The sequence below is a fragment of the Bradyrhizobium sp. T-1 genome (genome assembly GCF_053592855.1).
On record NZ_CM132115.1, the window covers coordinates 1,193,723 to 1,210,767 of the forward strand.

Sequence of the window (17,045 nt, forward strand, 5' to 3'; positions counted from 1 at the left end):
GGTGGGCGTGTTGTCGCGCCAACCGCCGCTGTCATCCCCGCGAACGCGGGGATCCATAACCACAGGGAGAAGTCGTTTCGCGGGCCGGCAACTCCGAGTCCTCGCCAAACCACTCCCTGTGGCTATCGTGACGAGCACAAGCGCTCGCACGGGGTCCCGGATCTGCGCTTCGCATGTCCGGGACGACAGCTGAGGGTGGGCGCTAGCAGCGCAACTCACACGCTCTCGCCAGGACGACACCTACTCCAAATTCGTATTGAACTCGTACGATTTCTCCGGCCCGACCAATGTGAACTTCAGCGCTGCGCCGTCGGGCTTGACGCCCGGCGGCAATCCGTCGAGCTCGAACGAAAATCGCTTCACGCCGGGCGGGCTGTGCTCGACCAGATCGGGAATCGGCAAAGACCACTCGGGCGTCGGTCCTTCGACGAACAGATTCACCTTGCTGTTCTCGGGCGCAACGACATCCACCACCACGTTCTTGGGCCCGTCGCGCTTGACATCGCGGATGGTGAGCGGATTGGGATCGCCGACATTGGCGGGTTTCGGCACGGTGTCGAGCGCAGTGCGCAGATTGGCGTCTTCAGTCGAGGCGACGTTGTTGAAACCGAGCTCGACATTGGCCTCGACGGGAATGCAGAGCTTTTCGCACACGGCGTAATTGATCTCGGCACGCAACGTCACCGGCTTGTCGGCGGCCTTGGCGACGATACGCAAGGGCAGCACGATCTGGTCGTGATAGCCGATCGAATGGCCGCCCGCGCCGTCGTCGAACTTTTGCGGCGCCGGCCACATCACGGTCACCGCTTCGACATTGTCCGACTTCGAGAAGTCGAACCGCGGTGGAACGCCGGAATCGCCCGGCATGCGCCAGTAGGTCTTCCAGCCAGGCTGGAGCTGGACGGCGATGCCGCCGAGCAGCACCGCGCCGCTGCGCGATCCCGCCAAGAGCCGCACCGCCGAATGTCCGTCGCGCTGCCACGGCGAGGCGTCGTCGGCATGGGCTACCGTCGTCAATGACGACGCAAGCAGGGTTGTTGCGACGCCAATCGCCGCATGCAGGGGAACTCTTGTCAGCATGGCACGTCTTTACAGGGTCACCCCGGGGCAAACCATTGAATTGCTTGTGATGGATGCACTCGAATCAGGTCTCTGCAAGCCTTGATTTGACAGCAGGGCGGCCCGACATCAGGATAGGAATTGAAACCGGAGTGCTTCACCGATGGCTCCCACAGGCAAAAGGACGGGCGAAAGCACGCGCCGCGCGGGCCCCGCGCTTCCCAATTCGGCCGGCTATCTCGACGGCCGGCTCCTGATCGCGATGCCGGTGATGGGCGACGAGCGCTTTGAGCGCTCGGTGATCTATCTTTGTGCGCATTCGGCCGAGGGCGCGATGGGCATCATCGTCAATCACCCGGCCGGCAGCATCGATTTTCCCGAGCTGCTGGAACAGCTCGGCATCGTCAAGAAGGGCGAGCACATCAAGCTGCCGGAGAATGCCGAAAGCATGAAGGTGCTGCGCGGCGGGCCGGTCGACACCGGGCGCGGCTTCGTGCTGCATTCCAGCGACTTCTACATCGAGAACGCGACATTGCGGATCGATGACGGTGTCTGCCTCACCGCAACCGTCGACATCCTGCGTGCGATCGCCAACGGCTCCGGCCCCAAGCACGCCATTCTCGCGCTCGGCTACGCCGGATGGGCGCCGGGCCAGCTCGAGACCGAGATCCAGAGCAATGGCTGGCTGCATTGCGACGCGGATGCAGATCTGATCTTCGGCGACGACGTCGACGAAAAATACGGACGCGCCTTGCGCAAGATCGGAATCGATCCCGGCATGCTGTCGAACGAGGCGGGGCACGCGTAGTTGGTGGCCGTCGTCCTCGCTGCTCGCCCCACTCTCCGCCGTCGTCCCGGACGAGCGCGCCTCGAGCGCGCGCAGATCCGGGACCCATACTCCCAGGGCGGAGTTTGAGGCAGGCTCATCACCATGAGTCTTCGCCAAACCAGGGCCTGTGGTTATGGATCCCGGATCTGCGCTCCGCTTCGCTGCGCTTGTCCGGGACGACGGCGGAATTTGTGGCTAGTCCAAAGCACCTACTCAGCCGCCTGTTGCTGCACCGTCGGCTCGGTCCCCGCCACCGTTGCGCGGCGCATGTCGCGGGGTTGCGATTGGTCGTAGCGGCGGACGCGGTGCATGGTCTGGCGGTTGTCCCACATCACGAGATCATGCAGCTTCCATGTGTGGACGTAGACGAACTCGGCCTGTGTCGCGTGCTCGTTGAGGTCGCGCAGCAACAGTCGTCCCTCCGGAACGCTCATGCCGACGATCTTGCCGGCATGCGATGAGAGATACAGCGACTTGCGGCGATGGACCGGATGGGTCCGGACCAGTCGCTGCAGCACCGGCTTGAACATCGCCTTCTCGTCGTCGGTGTATTCGGTGAAGCCGAGTGATCCCCGCGAATACATCAGCGAGTGCTCGCAGATGAGGTCGTCGATCTCGGCCTTGGTCTCGTCGTCGAGCGCGTCATAGGCCGCGCGCATGTCGGCGAACTCGGTGTTGCCGCCCTTCGGGTTCACCACGCGCGCCGACAGCAGCGAGAATTTTGCCGGGATGGGGCGGAACGAGCTGTCGGAGTGCCAGAGGCAGTTGCCGAGGTTGAACAGATTGGCGCGGCTGTCCCTGGCGAGCGGCTTGCCGTCCTTGCCGAGGTTCGAAACATCGTTCAAGCCCGAGCTAAGGCGGTATTCGCTGGCCTTGGTAATGTTGCCGCCGCGCGCATCTTCGCGCTGGCCGAAGTTCAGCGCGAAGGCCATCTGCTGCTCGTCGGTGATGTCCTGGTCGTGGAAGACGAGCACCGCGTATTTGTCCATCGCGGACTCGATCTCGCGGGCCTGATCCGGTGTGAGAGGCTTCTGTAGGTCGAGGCCGGAAACCTCACCGACAAAATGCTTCTGAAGCTGCCGGATGGCGATCGTCATGGCGACTCTCCCCGAAGATGAGCGGTTGCTCCGCCCTTGTCGATGAAAAAGCTACTCCGGTGCAGGTTGATGTCAACGCTCCGCGTGCATGGCTCTTACGCGTTGCGCGCCATCAGCCCGCCGTCCACCGGGATCACCGCGCCGGTAAGAAACGATGCCGCGGGCAGGCACAGGCTCAGCGTCATATGCGCGACTTCCTCGGGATCGCCGTAACGGCCGAGCGCCGTGCGGCGCTTGGCGTAGATGGTCTTGTGCTCTTCGGAGATGCGGTCGGTGATCCCGGTGCGGATCGGCCCCGGGCAGATGCAGTTGACGGTGATGCCCTCACGACCGAGCTCCACCGCGAGCGAGCGGGTGAGGCTCGCGACACCGCCCTTCGCAGCAGAATAGGGGCTGTGCAATGCAGTGGCCCCAAGCGCCTCGGTCGAAGCGATGTTGACGATGCGCGGCGACTTCGATCTGCGCAGATGCGGCAACGCGGCGCGGATGATGCGCGGATGCGCCGTCAGCATCACGGCGATGCCTTTGGACCAGGCATCTTCGTAACCCTCGTCGTCGATCGCGACGCGCACGGAGATGCCGGCATTGTTGACGACGACGTCGATCCCGCCGAAATGCGCAGCGACACCGTTGACCACGCGTTTGATCTCGCCGCCATCGGCGACATCGAGCTTCCACGCCTTGGCCGAGCCGCCGCTTGCCGCGATGTCCTTGGCGACCGCATGTGCGCCCTGCTCGTCATGATCGGTCACCGCCACGTTGGCGCCCTCGGCTGCGAACACGCGCGCAGTGGCGCGCCCCATGCCGCTGGCTGCGCCCGTGACGAGAACGACCAGATCCTTTACGGAGCGGCTGAGCTGCTTGAACTCGGACATGGCATTCCTCGTGTCTCTTGTTTCTTGTTGTGAGATAGACAAGGCTGGCACCGATCCGCAGACAGGTCAAACAAGCAAGGACCAAGGGAGGCCGCGATGGCGAGCGAGCTCGATTTCACAGGCAAGCAGGTGCTGGTCGTCGGTGGTTCCAGCGGTATCGGCAACGGCATCGCGCAAGCCTTTCGCACAAGAGGCGCGCATGTCGCGGTGTGCGGCACGCGTGCTCGGCACACGGAATATTTGGCGGAGGAGGGCTCCGATCTCACCGGTCTTGCTTATGCACAGCTCGACGTCAGCAACCCCGGCGCGATCGAAGCGTTCAAGCCGTCCTTCGATCGGCTCGACATTCTGGTGCTGGCGCAGGGTGCGGTGATCTATCGCCGCGGCGAGTTCGAGATGGCAGGCTTCCGCAAGGTCGTCGAGGTCAACCTCATGAGCCTGATGGCGTGCGCAACGCGGTTTCATTCCATGTTGCGGGATTCCAAGGGTGCGCTGATCATGGTGTCCTCGACCGCGGCCTATCATTCCACCATGGGCAATCCCGCCTACAATGCGTCGAAGACCGGCGCGGTCGGATTGACGCGGACGCTGGGCGAGGCGTGGGCGGAAGACGGCATCCGCGTCAACGGCATCGCGCCCGGCCTCGTCGATACCAAGATGACGAAGGTGACGACAGACAACCCCAAGCGGCTCGAAGGTGCATTGTCACGCATTCCGCTGCGGCGATTGGGCACGCCGGCCGACATGGCAGGCGCAGCGCTGTTCCTCGCCTCGCCGCTGTCGTCGTACATCATCGGGCAAACGCTGGTTGTCGATGGTGGACTCATTCTCTGAGCAGCAATGGAACTGCGCTCCTCCTGATCGGTTACTTGGGCAGACCCCCGAGGAGGAGCATTATGGACAAGGATCGGATTGTCGGATCGGCCAAGGAATTTGCTGGACGCGCAGAGGGCGCCGTCGGCGATCTCGCAGGCGACGCGCAGACGCAGGCGTCGGGCAAGGCGCGGGAAGCCGCAGGCACGGTGCAGAATCTCTATGGCCAGGCCAAGGACGCCGTGCGTGACGCCACTGACTCCGCCGCGAGCTACGCCAAGGATGCCTATGAGAACAGCGGCGAGACCCTTCGCGATGGCTCACAGGCGCTGTCGAAGAAGGTGCAGGACAATCCGCTCGGCGCGCTGCTGGTTGCCGGCGGCATCGGCTTCGCGCTCGCGCTTCTGATGTCACGCCCGGCACGTCGCCCGCCGCCGCGCTGGCGCTATTACGGTTAGTCGCTCGTCATTCCGGGGCGCGCGAAGCGCGAGCCCGGAATCCATCGAGCCGCCGTCAATGTTGATGAATGGATTCCGGGCTCGCGCCAAGAGGCGCGCCCCGGAATGACAATTTAATTCAGAGCAACGCTTACCGAACCACTTCCGCCGAATGCCCGACGTTACCCGGCGGACGCGGGATCGCGGGATTCGGGTTTCGCGGGGCGGGCGCCAGCTGACGCGGCGCTGGCTGCGGCGAGCCGAAGCCGAAGAATTCCCGCAATGACGGTGTGGCCTGAGCCGGCTGCTGCGGCGTCGTCGGCTTCTTCGGCGCGAGCGGCTTGGGCGGCAGAATTGCGGCGGCTGCGCCCGGCGCGCCAGGCGTACCGGGAGCTGCAGCACCACCGTCGGGAGTCGTCGCCGCGACGGGCGTATCGCCCTTGGCCTGCTCACGACCGACTTCGCGGCGCGGCCAGGAATAGTCGTCGGCACGGCCGGCGGGCGCGGCCAGCGGCTCGCCTTTCACCAGCGTCCGCGCGGCGAGTGCATCGACGGCGGCCGGACGTGTGCCCGGTCCGCCCAGCAATTGATCGGTCGAGATCGAGGCCGCAACCAGCGGCACGATCGGACCGGCGAGCGGCCGCGGCGGGGGCTTGCCGGGCTCGGCGTTGGTATCCGGCGTCGCCGGCTCGCTCGGCAACGCGATCGGGCCGGAGCGCCCCGCCAGCAGGCGCGTGATCTCGCGCTCGACATAGTGCGCGAGTTTTCGGGCGCCCGGCTTTGTGAAGTAGACGCCGTCGCCGCTGCGGAGCTGGCGGATCTGGCCTTCGAAATCCGGGCCCTTCTGCAGGAAGCGGCCGGCTTCGTCGACAAAACCGTCCCAGACATCCACATAGGTGATGCCGGCCTTGGCCGCGCCTTCGCGATAGAGCGAATCCAGGAACAGCATGTCGGCGGTGCCCTTGGGTCCGCGGATCGCGGGCAAGCCGACCCAGAGAACCGGAACGCCCTTGGCCTTCAGGACGTTCGCGAGCTCCTCGATCTTCTTGCCGTACAGTTCGACCCAATGGTCGTCGCGGAATTCGTAGAGGCCGTTCGGGTTGCGCGCGGTCTTTTCAGGTGCGGCGGCCGGCGTATCGGCGTTGTCGGCGTCATCCTGCGGCAGGTCGGTGTCGACAGGCTTGTCGTCGGGCTTGGCGGCGGTGTCAGGCTTGGCCTCGCCCGGCTTTGCGTCACCTTTTCCTTGCGGCTTGGCGCGTGCGCCCTTGTCGTTCTTCTTGTCCTTGTCGGATTTCTCGGGCGCAGCTTCGCGGATCGCGATGCGGTCGTTGAGACCGAGCATGACGACGATGACGTCGGGCTTCTCGGTCTCCAAAATACCCTTCGCGGCCGCAGCCCAATCCGAGGGCTCGCCCTTCGGCTGATACTTGATCAGACCCGAGGTGGTCCGGTGCTTGCGGATCACGCCCATGTCGGGCTGCTCGGTGTAGGCGTCTTCCAGACCGTAGGCGAGCCAGTCGGCCATGGCGTCGCCGATCACCAGCGCGTTCTTGTCGGCAATGGTGTCGCGCTTGGCGGGCGCCGGCGCGCGCGAAAAATCCTGGCGCGGGGCCTGCGGCTGTTGCTGCTGGAATGGCGCGAAGAAATCGCCGCCGAACCAGCCGCCGCCGCCGCTGCGCGGCGGGGCCGCGCGTTGCGGCGGGCCGCCGAAGCCGGGGAAGTTGAAGAACTGCGCCGAAGCCGGTCCCGCGATCGAGATCAGAATCGCAAGCGATGTCCCCAGCGCGATCAGCGGGCCGGTCTCGGTCAGCGCCTTGAAAAAGGATTTGGGCTTCGACATGCGATCTCGGGCGCGCGCAGCGGGTCTGGGATTAGCTCCATATAATAACGGAATCGGGCGCCAAACGGGCAAATTCTCTTGCAGAATCTTAGGGCCATACACCGACGATCGGCCAAAATCCCCGCTCAGGGTTACTTTTGGCGCGATTTTACCGCCCGCGCAGGCGTTCCAGCACGTCGGAGGAGGCAAACCCGTCTGCGGGTACCCCGATCGAGGCCTGGAAATTGCGCAGTGCGTCCCGGGTCTGGCCGCCGAACTGGCCGTCCGGGGTGCCCTTGTAGAAGCCGCGCTGGGCCAAAAGCTGCTGAAGTTCCAGCCGCTCGCCCCTGGACAATTCGCGCTCCTGCCGCGGCCACGGCTGCACGAAGGGTGCTCCGCCACGCAGGCGGTCGGCGAAATGGCCGATCGCCATCGCATAGGCCTCGGCCGGATTGTATTTCATGATGACCCGGAAGTTCTGCAGCATCAGGAAGCCCGGTCCCTGCGCGCCGGCTGGCGCCAGCAGATAGGCCTTTTCCGCCGGATGCGGGAAAGGCTGGCCCGTCGCCCGTTTGAGCCCGAGCTTTTCCCACTGCGCGATCGTCATCATCTTGGCGCGGTCGGCCAGCATGTAGTTGAAGCCCTGCGGCACCACGACCTCAAAGCCCCAGGTCTGGCCGCTTTGCCAGCCGTCCTTCTTGAGATTATTGGCGGTCGAGGCGATCAGGTCGGTTGGATTGTCGACCACGTCGCGCCGTCCGTCGCCGTCGCCGTCCACGGCAAAGCGCTTGAACGCGGTCGGCATGAACTGGGTCGGGCCGAACGCGCCGGCCCAGGAGCCGCGCATCTGCTCCGGTCTGAGATCGCCGCGGTTGAGGATCTCCAGTGCGGAGAGGAATTCGTCCTTGAAATAGGCCTGGCGGCGGCCGATGCAGGCGAGCGTCGCGGTCGATTGCAGCACGCTGCGGTCGCCCATCTGCGTCGAATAGTTGGACTCGATGCCCCAGATCGCGGCGATGATATAACGGTCGACGCCATAGGCCTTCTCTGTCGCGTCGAACTGCGCCTTGTATTTGGCGAGGACTTCCTTGCCCTTGGCGAGGCGGTTGTCGTTCACGAGAATGTCGAGATAGTCCCAGATCGACTTGGTGAACTCGGGCTGCGAATCCATCAGGTCCATGATGCGCAGATCGGGCGTAAGGCCTGCGGTGAAGCGCTGAAAGTTTTCCTGGGTGATGTTGCGCCGTGCGGCATCCGGCCACATGCCCGCGACGCAATTGTCGAAATTGCCCGCCGCCTCGCGGATCGCGGTGGCCGTCATCAGCGGATGGCCGGAGGCACCGTCCTCGCCGCTCCAGGGCTGGGCACCGCCGGGGGTGGGCGCAGGTTGCGACGGTGCCGGGTCCGAGCCGGAGAAAATGCCGCCGAACAGTTTTGACAGGCCATTTTGCCCTTGCTGCCCTTGTTGTCCTTGGGCCTGCGCGGACACTGGGAACAGCAGGCCGGCCGCAATCATTGTTGCGCCGGCTATAATTCCCGTGCGTTTTGCCAGTCCTGCCATCAATTGCATCATGTCCCATCCGTCTGGCCGAAAATTCGCCATCAGGAGGCCTCGTTACGGTTGCCAATATCTTAACAAAGGTGAATTTCTGCTGGTCACCTTTTTCGCAAATTCTCGGAGACCGAGCCCTACATCCGCCTTTGTTACCGGCTGCAAACCGGCTAGCAAGATGTCATTGCTTCTTTCACCTGCGCTCCAGGGTATTCGATCAATCACATGAAAATCCGCAAAGCTGTATTCCCCGTCGCCGGCCTCGGGACCCGCGTCTTGCCCGCGACCAAGGCGATGCCGAAGGAAATGCTCACCATCGTCGACAAGCCGCTGATCCAGTACGTGTACGACGAGGCGCGTGAAGCCGGTATCGAGCACTTCATTTTCGTCACCGGCCGCAACAAAAATGTCATTGAAGACCATTTCGACAGGATGTTCGAGCTCGACACGACGCTGAGCCAGCGCGGCAAGAAGGCCGAGCAGGAGATTTTGGCGCAGAACCAGCCGGAAGCCGGCGCCGTCAGCTTCACTCGCCAGCAGGCGCCGCTCGGCCTTGGCCACGCGGTCTGGTGCGCGCGCGACATCGTCGGCAACGAGCCGTTCGCGGTGGTGCTGCCCGACGAGCTCGTGCTCAATTCGCCCGGCTGCCTGAAGCAGATGATCGAAACCGCTGCAACGCTCGGCGAGAAATCCAACCTGATCGCGGTCGAGGCGGTACCCGATCATCTCACCCATCAATACGGTATCTGCGGCGTCGGCAAGCGCACCGGCAAGATGTTCGAGGTCGACGGCATGGTCGAGAAGCCGGCCAAGGGCACCGCGCCCTCCAACCTCTCGATCACCGGCCGCTACATTCTCCAGCCGGAAATCTTCAAGATCCTGGAGACCCAGGAGCGCGGCGCCGGCGGCGAGATCCAGCTTACCGACGCCATGATCGGCCTTTCCAAATCGCAAAAGTTCTATGGCGTCGAGTTCGAGGGCGAGCGCCATGATTGCGGCTCCAAACCCGGCTTCCTCCGCGCCAACATCGCCTACGCACTGAAGCGGCCCGAGCTGCGCGAGGGGCTGATTGCGGAGATGAAGAAGTATCTGGGGCAGTCCTAGCGCCGCGTCATTGGCAATGACGGAGAGAGACGCTCACGCCACCAGCGACAGCTTCGGCAGGCTCGCCACCACCGATCGGTTGCGGCCGCCGGCTTTTGCGGCATAGAGCGCCTTGTCGGCGGCGGCGACCAGGATCGCCCAATCCATGCCGGCGGTGGGCGCGAGGCTGGCGATGCCGCAGGAGACAGTCGATCCCGCCTCGACGTCCGACCAGCCCTGCACCTTGGCGCGGATGGTCTCGGCGATTCTGAAGGCATCGGCGGCCGAGCTGTTCGGCAGCAGCACGGCGAACTCCTCGCCGCCGTAGCGTGCGGCGCAGTCGCCGGCGCGGCGCACCGAATCCGAGATGCAGATGGCGATGCCGACCAGCACCTGGTCGCCGGCCTGGTGGCCGTACGTGTCGTTGTAGGCCTTGAAGTGATCGGCATCGATCATCAGGAGCGCGATCTGCGTCTTCTCGCGCATGGCGCGCCGCCATTCGATGTCGATGACGGAATCGAACTTGCGGCGGTTGCGCAAGCCGGTGAGTGCGTCCGTCGTCGCCATCTCCTCGAGCTTGTTTTCGGCATCGGCGCGGCGGCTGATCTCGCGGGCGAGGACCAGCGTCGATGCCAGCACGAACAGGATCAGCGCCAGCACCACTGCACCGATGCGATAGGCCTCCTTCTGCCAAAGCTCGAACACGGCGCTGAGCGGTTTACCCGCCACGACAAACAGAGGACCCGAGCCGCTGCTGCGCACGTAGAGGCGCGGCGTCACGTCCACCGGTCCCTTTCCGGCGTAGGATCCGCCGGCCCTGAGATTGTCGGGCTTCCACTCCTGCTGCGTTCCCAGGTTCTTGCCGATGATGTCGAGGTCGAACGGTCGCCGCATCATGATGGTGCGGTCGCGCTTCAGCACGGTGATGGTGTCTGCGGGATCGAGGCTCAGCCGTTCGAACAGCTCGTGGAAATAGCCGAAGCGGATCGAGCCGGCGACCACGCCCAGGAAGCCGCCGTCGGTGTCGCTGATACGCCGGCTCAGCACGATCGAATAGGCTCCGCGGAACAACATCGGCCGGCTGATGAACAGGCCGACATCGGGATTGTCGCGGTGGATCCGGAAATAGTCCTCGTCGGCGCGGTTCTCCGCCGGCGGATCGAGCGTGGAGGCATCAATGGTCAGCCTGCCGTCGGCATCGAAGACCTGGATGGCGCCGAAATGACGCGCCGTGGTGGCGTGGTCGAACAGGATGAGCTGGCGCACCGGCTTCGAGACCGTGGCGATCTCGGGCAGCAGCATGTTGTTGACGACCGCCTTTAGCGACAGGTCGTAGATCTCGATATTGCGGGTGACGTCGGAGTCGATGGTGGTGGCCAGGTTTTCGAGCGTCTGGCGGGCGAGCGCCTCCTCGCCGCGGCGCATGTCGAGCATGACGTTGACGCAAATGGCGGAAAAGCCGATCACCGTCACGACGGACGAGATGATCAGCAGCTTCGCCGAAATGCGCCACGGCCGGCGGGCCTTGGCTTCGCGCCATCCAGACAGCATCGCTTGCTCCCGATATGAGTGGATGCGCCTGAAATCTTGCATAGTGTTTAAGTCGCGACGGCGCTGCTGCAATGAGTTAAGGATTGGTTTCCGCAGGCATCGCTTTTGCGCAGATCAGGCCGCGGACAAAGGTGGGGACGGCGGTGAACGACTACGACGCGCTACGCGATTACCTGCTGCGGCAGAAGCAGATGGAATTCGTGCTGAGCTTTGAGCAGATCGAGGAGATCATCGGTGCGGCCCTGCCGCGTGCGGCCAACCGTGCGTCGTGGTGGGACAGCCTGCGCAGTCCCGACATCCAGATGCCGCAGCGCGAAGCCTGCCTCGCCGCTGGCTTCGTGGCGACGCGGATGCCTGACGGCCAGAGCGTGCGGTTTACCAAGCGGAAGAAGGACGGACGCAGGCCGGGATAGAGCGGCGCAGGCGGTTGAAGCTTCCTTGAAGGGAGAGGGCGGCTCTCCAAAGGTTGCTACGATACCGAACTCATGGATGGATCAGCTCGCAGCTTCGAGCCGCACTTCCGTCAGCAGGCGCATCGCCGCATCCGCATCCATGGGCTCGCCGAAGGCAAAGCCCTGCGCGTACTCGCAGCCCAATTGATACAGCTCGACGGCGTCGGAATCGGTCTCGGCGCCTTCCGCCACCACGTCCATGCCAAGATCATGCGCGAGTGCGATGATCGACTTGAGGATCACCGGGCGCGTGCCGCGGTTGGTGGTGCGGACGAAGGATTGGTCGATCTTGATGGTGTCGAACGGGAAACGCTGCAGATAGGCCAGCGAGGAATGGCCGGTGCCGAAATCGTCGAGCGACAGTCCGGTGCCGAGCTCGCGGATCCGCGTCAGCATCTGCGCCGCATGCTCGGGATTCTCCATCACCAGCGATTCCGTCAATTCCAGCTTCAACGTGCCGCGCGCCACCGAGGAGCGCGACAGCACGGTGCGGATGTCGTGGATCAGGTCGTGGCGCAGCAACTGCCGCGACGAGACGTTGACGCTCGCGAAGATCGGCTCGCGCGAACGCATCGCGCGTTGCCACACCGAGAGCTGCTTCGCGGTCTGGTCGAGCACGAACATGCCGAGGTCGACGATCAGGCCGGTCTCTTCCGCGATGGTGATGAATTCCGACGGCGCCATGCGCCCGAGCTTGGGATGATCCCAGCGCACCAGCGCCTCGAAGCCGGCGACCGAGCGATCCTCCAGCCGCACGATCGGCTGATACAGGATCGTCAGCTCCTGCCGCTCGATGGCGCGGCGCAGCTCGCTTTCCAGTGTCAGCCGGTCCGTCTTCCGCGCCCGCATCGCGGGCTTGTAGACGTCGATGCGGTCGCCGCCGATGCGCTTGGAGTGATACATCGCGAGCTCGGCGTCCTTGATGATCTCGTCAGTCAGTTGCGTCTGAGGATCAGAAAGGGCGAGCCCGATCGAAGCGGTGAGGAAGATCTCGCGGTCGTTGAAGGCGATCGGCGCGCGGATGGTCTTGCGGATGGTCTCGGCGAAGGCGGTGATGCGGGCCTGATCCTGCTCGGACAGCAGGATCAGGCCGAACTGATCGCCTGCGAGCCGCGCCAGCGTGTCCTGCGGCTTCAGGATGCGGGTGAGGCGGCGGGCCAGCGTCAGCAGGATGGAATCGCCGACCGCGATGCCGACGGAATCATTGACCTGCTTGAAGCGGTCGAGATCGATCACCATCAGCGTCGGCCGCAGTGTCGGCATCGACTTGGCGAAATGCGCGACTGCGCCGAGCCGGTCCATGAACAGCTTGCGGTTGGGCAGGCCGGTGAGGTTGTCGTGCACAGAATCGTGCAGCAGCCGTTCCTCGGCGTTGCGCAGTTCGGTGACGTCCGTGAGGGTGCCGACCACGCGCGAGACCTCGCCGTCCGAGCCGACCACCGGCCGCGCCTTCAGCGCGAACCACATGAAATGGCCGTCCGGGGTGCGCAGGCGGAAATCCTGCACCAACCTGCCGCGGCGCTGGTCGAGCACGCTGTCGAGCGCGGCGCGGAAACGGTCCTGGTCGAGCGGATGCAGCACCTCTAACCAGGACGCGGCCGGGCCTTCCAGCGTGCCGCGCTTGAGGCCGAGCAGCGCCTCGGTCTCGGGGCTGGTGAAGACCTTGTCGGCGGAGACGTCCCAGTCCCAGATCAGATCGCCGGAACCGGCCAGCGCCAGCGCGCGGCGTTCGATGTCGGAGACGACGCCGGTGGTGGCGCCGCCGCCCGCGAACGCATGCTGCATCACCGTGAAGCCGATCAGCATCACGATCAGCACGAGGCCGCCAAGCAAAGCAGGGCCGACGATGTCGTTGGTGACGGAGCCCGCCACCGTCATGCCGGCTGCGACCACCCAGACCACGAGGAGGAACCAGGTCGGGATCAAGAGCACCGCGCGGTCGAAGCCGTGGGTGGAGAGATAGACGATCAGCGCGAAACCGGCGAAGGCGATCAGCACCAGCGAGATGCGCGCGATGCCGGAGGCAACAGCCGGATCAAACAGCGCGAGCGCGACGAGGGATCCGAGGAACGCGAGCCAGCCCACCGTGATGTGTGAATAGCGCACATGCCATCGGCTGAGGTTGAGATAGGCAAACAGGAACACCAGTAGCGTTGCCGCCAATATCGCTTCACCGGCCGCGCGCCAAATGCGCTCGGCGTTGTTCGACATGTCGAGCACCTTGCCCCAGAAGCCGAAATCGACGCCGATATAGACCAGCACCGCCCAGGCCAGCGCCGCGGCGGCCGGGAACATGATGCTGCCCTTCACCACGAACAGAATCGTCAGCACCAGCGCCAAGAGGCCGGAGATGCCGATCACGATGCCCTGGTAGAGCGTGAAGGAGTTGACCTTGTCCTTGTAGGCTTCCGGCTCCCACAGATAGAGCTGCGGTAGCTTGTCGGTGCGCAGTTCCGCGACGAAGGTGACGACGGCGCCGGGGTCGAGCGTGACACGGAACACGTCGGCGGTCGCGCTCTCCTGGCGTTCCGGCCGGTCGCCGATGGACGGAGTGATGGTCGCGATGCGCGACAGCCCGAGGTCGGGCCACAACAGGCCGGAGGACACGATGCGGTAGTGCGGGGCGACGATCAGGCGGTCGAGCTGGTCGTCGGTGTTGTTGGCGAGCGCGAACACCACCCAGTTCTGGCCACCCTCGCGGGCGCGCACCTCGATGCGGCGGACGATGCCGTCGGTGCCGGGCGCGGTGGAGACCTGGATGCGGTCGGCGTCGCTGCGCTGATGCTCGAGCACGCCGGTGAGGTCGATCGCGGGCGCGTCGCCGCGGACGCTGACGGCGTCAAGCGCGCGTGCAGGCGACGCGGCGACGAGAACCATGAGGCCCAGCGCGATGGGCGCGAGGCACCTGATCAGACGCAAGGTCAGTTCTCCGCGTTCGACGCAACTCTTCGGTGCAAGACGATTTCACGCCGGACGGAATTGGTTCGGCGCGCCGCGATAGATGCCACGAAAGCGAGGAAAATCAAAGGGTTTCCGGCGTCTCCTGTGGGCCGCTGGCCTAGACCTCCAACACAATTTTGCCAATATGTGCTGAGGTCTCCATGCGCCGGTGCGCGTCGGATGCCTTTTCCAGCGGGAAAGAGCTGTCCATCAGCGGTTTCACCCGGCCTTCGCGCAGAAGCGGCATCACTTTCGCTTCAATGGCGGCCACCATCGCCGCCTTGTCCGCATTACTACGGGGCCGCAAGGTCGAGCCGGTATGCGTCAGACGCTTGACCATCACCTTGGCGATGTTGGCGGTAATCTTGGGGCCGTTGAGGGTTGCGATCTGCACGATGCGGCCGTCGACGGCGGCGGCGTCATAGTTGCGGTCGACATACTCGCCCGCGACCATGTCGAGGATCAAATTGACGCCGGCCTTGTTGGTCTCTTCCTTGACCACGGCGACGAAGTCCTCGGTCTTGTAGTTGATGGCGCGGTCGGCCCCGAGCTTGAGGCAGGCATCGACCTTGTCCTGCGAGCCGACGGTGACGAATACTTTTGCGCCGAATGCCTTGGCGAGCTGGATCGCCATCGTGCCGATGCCGGAGGAGCCGCCATGGATCAGCAGCGTCTCGCCGGCCTTCAGGCCGCCGCGCTCGAACACATTGTGCCACACCGTCATCAGGGTTTCCGGCAGTGCGCCGGCTTCCTTCATCGACAGCGCCGGCGGCACGCTCATGGCCTGGGCGTCCTGCGCGATGCAATACTGCGCATAGCCGCCGCCGGCGACGAGCGACATCACCTTGTCGCCGATCTTGTGCCGCTTGGCGTTGCTGCCGACGGCGACCACTTCACCTGCGATCTCGAGGCCGGGCAGGTCGCTGGCGCCGGGCGGCGGCGGATAAGCGCCGGAGCGCTGCGCCACGTCGGGACGGTTGACGCCGGCGGCCTCAACCTTGACCAGGATCTCGTCGGGGCCGGGCTGCGGCAGTGCTCGTTGTTCCGGCACCAGCACCTCGGGTCCGCCGGGAGTGGAGATGGCGACCACGGTCATTTGCGCGGGCAGCTTGTCCATGATGTGTCCTTGAGCAAAGGTGCGGGAGGAACGAGGCCATTGCTTAGCCAGCGCGGTCCAAGCTGGCAACCGCCTCAGCCGTGTGGCCGGACACGAACGCAGGAGGAACGACGATGCCGATGGAAGACGACGACCGCCCGCGCAAGAAGATCACCCATGAAATTGGACAGGATCTCTCACTGTTGTCGGTCGAGGAATTGACCGAGCGGGTCGCTCTGCTGAGGACCGAGATCACGCGATTGGAAGACGCCGCGTCCAAGAAGCGCGCCTCGCGCGACGCCGCGAACAGTTTCTTCAAATCGTGAGGCTTGCGTGTCTTGGCGCGCGTCGCGCCGATCTCTCCGCCGTCATTCCGCGCTACGCGCCGCCCCGGAATGACGGCGGGGAGCGCGCGCAACACCCACTCGGCCAGTGACCGACATGGCTAACGAACTCTCAAAGAATTCGTTCGTTTACGCACCATTAAGCTTTCGAGTTTATGACTGGAACCGTCCTCGTTTGGACACCGAGTGGCTCCTGTCCACTCTGTTTGACGCCTCCCTGTTATCAACTTTCAAAGCCGCCGGTCTCCGGCGGCTCTTTTTTTTGCCTCTCTTTTGGGTTGAATTCCTGGGAATGACCCGCGGAAACCATATCCGCGCTTGTCGCTGGACTCCGCGATCCGCCCGCGCAATGATTTGTTCATCATAAGCCGGCGCCAAAGCCGGATAGGTAAACAGTTGCGTAAGGGGCGTTAACCATGGAACGTTTGCAAGCCGAAGGTGCTCTCGTTCAACTCAGCGAGCGGTTCACCAATTCTGCGGCGTTCGGCGTCCTGTTCCGTGAGGGCATGGATCTCGTTGAAGAGACCGCCGCCTATCTCGACGGCGCCGGCCGCACCGAGGCCAAGGCGCTCGATCGTGCCGTCAGCCTCACCTATGCAACCGAAAGCATGCGCCTCACCACGCGCCTGATGCAGCTTGCCTCCTGGCTGTTGCTGCACCGCGCAGTGAAGGAGGGCGAGATGACGCTGGTCCAGGCCAACCGCGAGAAGACCAAGGTCAAGCTCACCGCCGCCGATCCCGGCCCCGCCGACACCATCGAGAAGCTGCCGAGCCAGCTCCAGGATCTGATCCATCGCTCGATGAGCCTGCAGACCCGAGTGCGCCGCCTCGACACCACCATCCACACTCCGCCGGCCGACCACATCGCGATCGGCAACCCGCTGGTGCCGCATCTCAACGCGTTGAAGGCTGCGTTCGAGCGGTAAGCTCCTATCAACAATTTCAATCGTCATTCCGGGACGCGCCACTTGGCGCGGGCCCGGAATCCATACTCTCGATCGTGGTTATGGATTCTCAGAATGCGCAATTGCGCATCGTAGCTCGCGACTTACGTCGCGCCCCGGAATGACGGCAAAAACAAAAACGCCCCTGGTTTCC

15 protein-coding genes are annotated in these 17,045 nt (G+C 64.3%); 7 read left to right on the plus strand and 8 right to left on the minus strand.

The window, feature by feature from the left end:
• Positions 1–240: 240 nt before the first annotated feature.
• Positions 241–1,080, minus strand: a complete 840-nt coding sequence (locus tag ACWAT4_RS05720; RefSeq protein WP_449730010.1) for a protein-disulfide reductase DsbD domain-containing protein — start codon at positions 1,078–1,080, stop codon at positions 241–243.
• A 142-nt stretch (positions 1,081–1,222) separates the two neighbouring features.
• Between ACWAT4_RS05720 and ACWAT4_RS05725 the strand changes: the two genes are divergently transcribed.
• The gene (locus ACWAT4_RS05725; RefSeq protein ID WP_188101517.1) at positions 1,223–1,867 is read left to right on the plus strand and encodes a YqgE/AlgH family protein; all 645 of its coding nucleotides are present in this window, start codon (positions 1,223–1,225) and stop codon (positions 1,865–1,867) included.
• Positions 1,868–2,097: 230 nt separating this feature from the next.
• On the opposite strand, the gene ACWAT4_RS05730 is transcribed toward ACWAT4_RS05725, so the two are convergent.
• Positions 2,098–2,985, minus strand: coding sequence for a TauD/TfdA dioxygenase family protein (locus ACWAT4_RS05730; RefSeq protein ID WP_212298340.1), 888 nt, complete (start codon positions 2,983–2,985; stop codon positions 2,098–2,100).
• 95 nt (positions 2,986–3,080) lie between these two features.
• Positions 3,081–3,860 carry an SDR family NAD(P)-dependent oxidoreductase gene (locus ACWAT4_RS05735; RefSeq protein WP_212298339.1) on the minus strand — a complete coding sequence of 260 codons (780 nt, stop codon included), beginning with the start codon at positions 3,858–3,860 and terminating at the stop codon, positions 3,081–3,083.
• 96 nt (positions 3,861–3,956) lie between these two features.
• Between ACWAT4_RS05735 and ACWAT4_RS05740 the strand changes: the two genes are divergently transcribed.
• Complete coding sequence (locus tag ACWAT4_RS05740) at positions 3,957–4,694, plus strand: SDR family NAD(P)-dependent oxidoreductase (protein ID WP_212298338.1); 738 nt, start codon at positions 3,957–3,959, stop codon at positions 4,692–4,694.
• A gap of 62 nt (positions 4,695–4,756) precedes the next feature.
• Positions 4,757–5,131 (plus strand): CsbD family protein, encoded by a 375-nt coding sequence (locus ACWAT4_RS05745; RefSeq protein WP_212298337.1) that lies wholly within the window; start codon positions 4,757–4,759, stop codon positions 5,129–5,131.
• Between the two features lie 130 nt (positions 5,132–5,261).
• On the opposite strand, the gene ACWAT4_RS05750 is transcribed toward ACWAT4_RS05745, so the two are convergent.
• The gene (locus ACWAT4_RS05750; RefSeq protein ID WP_449730011.1) at positions 5,262–6,950 is read right to left on the minus strand and encodes an SGNH/GDSL hydrolase family protein; all 1,689 of its coding nucleotides are present in this window, start codon (positions 6,948–6,950) and stop codon (positions 5,262–5,264) included.
• A 148-nt stretch (positions 6,951–7,098) separates the two neighbouring features.
• Positions 7,099–8,502, minus strand: a complete 1,404-nt coding sequence (locus tag ACWAT4_RS05755; protein ID WP_212425863.1) for a lytic murein transglycosylase — start codon at positions 8,500–8,502, stop codon at positions 7,099–7,101.
• Positions 8,503–8,706: 204 nt separating this feature from the next.
• On the opposite strand from ACWAT4_RS05755, the gene ACWAT4_RS05760 reads away from it, so the two are divergent.
• A complete protein-coding gene (locus ACWAT4_RS05760; protein WP_212298334.1) occupies positions 8,707–9,585 on the plus strand; it encodes a UTP--glucose-1-phosphate uridylyltransferase in 879 nt (292 codons plus the stop codon).
• A 33-nt stretch (positions 9,586–9,618) separates the two neighbouring features.
• On the opposite strand, the gene ACWAT4_RS05765 is transcribed toward ACWAT4_RS05760, so the two are convergent.
• The gene (locus ACWAT4_RS05765; protein WP_212298333.1) at positions 9,619–11,115 is read right to left on the minus strand and encodes a sensor domain-containing diguanylate cyclase; all 1,497 of its coding nucleotides are present in this window, start codon (positions 11,113–11,115) and stop codon (positions 9,619–9,621) included.
• A gap of 143 nt (positions 11,116–11,258) precedes the next feature.
• On the opposite strand from ACWAT4_RS05765, the gene ACWAT4_RS05770 reads away from it, so the two are divergent.
• Positions 11,259–11,528 (plus strand): DUF7662 domain-containing protein, encoded by a 270-nt coding sequence (locus ACWAT4_RS05770; RefSeq protein WP_212425865.1) that lies wholly within the window; start codon positions 11,259–11,261, stop codon positions 11,526–11,528.
• 81 nt (positions 11,529–11,609) lie between these two features.
• Here ACWAT4_RS05770 and ACWAT4_RS05775 read toward each other — a convergent pair whose 3' ends face one another.
• Complete coding sequence (locus ACWAT4_RS05775) at positions 11,610–14,486, minus strand: EAL domain-containing protein (protein ID WP_449730012.1); 2,877 nt, start codon at positions 14,484–14,486, stop codon at positions 11,610–11,612.
• A 139-nt stretch (positions 14,487–14,625) separates the two neighbouring features.
• The gene (locus tag ACWAT4_RS05780) at positions 14,626–15,624 is read right to left on the minus strand and encodes an NAD(P)H-quinone oxidoreductase (RefSeq protein ID WP_212298330.1); all 999 of its coding nucleotides are present in this window, start codon (positions 15,622–15,624) and stop codon (positions 14,626–14,628) included.
• A 113-nt stretch (positions 15,625–15,737) separates the two neighbouring features.
• Here ACWAT4_RS05780 and ACWAT4_RS05785 point away from each other — a divergent pair, with 113 nt between their 5' ends.
• The gene (locus ACWAT4_RS05785; protein ID WP_212298329.1) at positions 15,738–15,929 is read left to right on the plus strand and encodes a DUF1192 domain-containing protein; all 192 of its coding nucleotides are present in this window, start codon (positions 15,738–15,740) and stop codon (positions 15,927–15,929) included.
• Between the two features lie 434 nt (positions 15,930–16,363).
• Positions 16,364–16,873, plus strand: coding sequence for a protease adaptor protein RcdA (gene rcdA, locus ACWAT4_RS05790; protein WP_212298328.1), 510 nt, complete (start codon positions 16,364–16,366; stop codon positions 16,871–16,873).
• Positions 16,874–17,045: the final 172 nt, after the last annotated feature.

Coding starts and splice junctions, on each gene's coding strand:
- ACWAT4_RS05720 (WP_449730010.1), bottom strand. CDS start 1,080: ATGCTGACAAGAGTTCCCCTGCATGCGGCGATTGGCGTCGCAACAACC.
- ACWAT4_RS05725 (WP_188101517.1), top strand. CDS start 1,223: ATGGCTCCCACAGGCAAAAGGACGGGCGAAAGCACGCGCCGCGCGGGC.
- ACWAT4_RS05730 (WP_212298340.1), bottom strand. CDS start 2,985: ATGACGATCGCCATCCGGCAGCTTCAGAAGCATTTTGTCGGTGAGGTT.
- ACWAT4_RS05735 (WP_212298339.1), bottom strand. CDS start 3,860: ATGTCCGAGTTCAAGCAGCTCAGCCGCTCCGTAAAGGATCTGGTCGTT.
- ACWAT4_RS05740 (WP_212298338.1), top strand. CDS start 3,957: ATGGCGAGCGAGCTCGATTTCACAGGCAAGCAGGTGCTGGTCGTCGGT.
- ACWAT4_RS05745 (WP_212298337.1), top strand. CDS start 4,757: ATGGACAAGGATCGGATTGTCGGATCGGCCAAGGAATTTGCTGGACGC.
- ACWAT4_RS05750 (WP_449730011.1), bottom strand. CDS start 6,950: ATGTCGAAGCCCAAATCCTTTTTCAAGGCGCTGACCGAGACCGGCCCG.
- ACWAT4_RS05755 (WP_212425863.1), bottom strand. CDS start 8,502: ATGATGCAATTGATGGCAGGACTGGCAAAACGCACGGGAATTATAGCC.
- ACWAT4_RS05760 (WP_212298334.1), top strand. CDS start 8,707: ATGAAAATCCGCAAAGCTGTATTCCCCGTCGCCGGCCTCGGGACCCGC.
- ACWAT4_RS05765 (WP_212298333.1), bottom strand. CDS start 11,115: ATGCTGTCTGGATGGCGCGAAGCCAAGGCCCGCCGGCCGTGGCGCATT.
- ACWAT4_RS05780 (WP_212298330.1), bottom strand. CDS start 15,624: ATGGACAAGCTGCCCGCGCAAATGACCGTGGTCGCCATCTCCACTCCC.
- ACWAT4_RS05785 (WP_212298329.1), top strand. CDS start 15,738: ATGCCGATGGAAGACGACGACCGCCCGCGCAAGAAGATCACCCATGAA.
- rcdA (WP_212298328.1), top strand. CDS start 16,364: ATGGAACGTTTGCAAGCCGAAGGTGCTCTCGTTCAACTCAGCGAGCGG.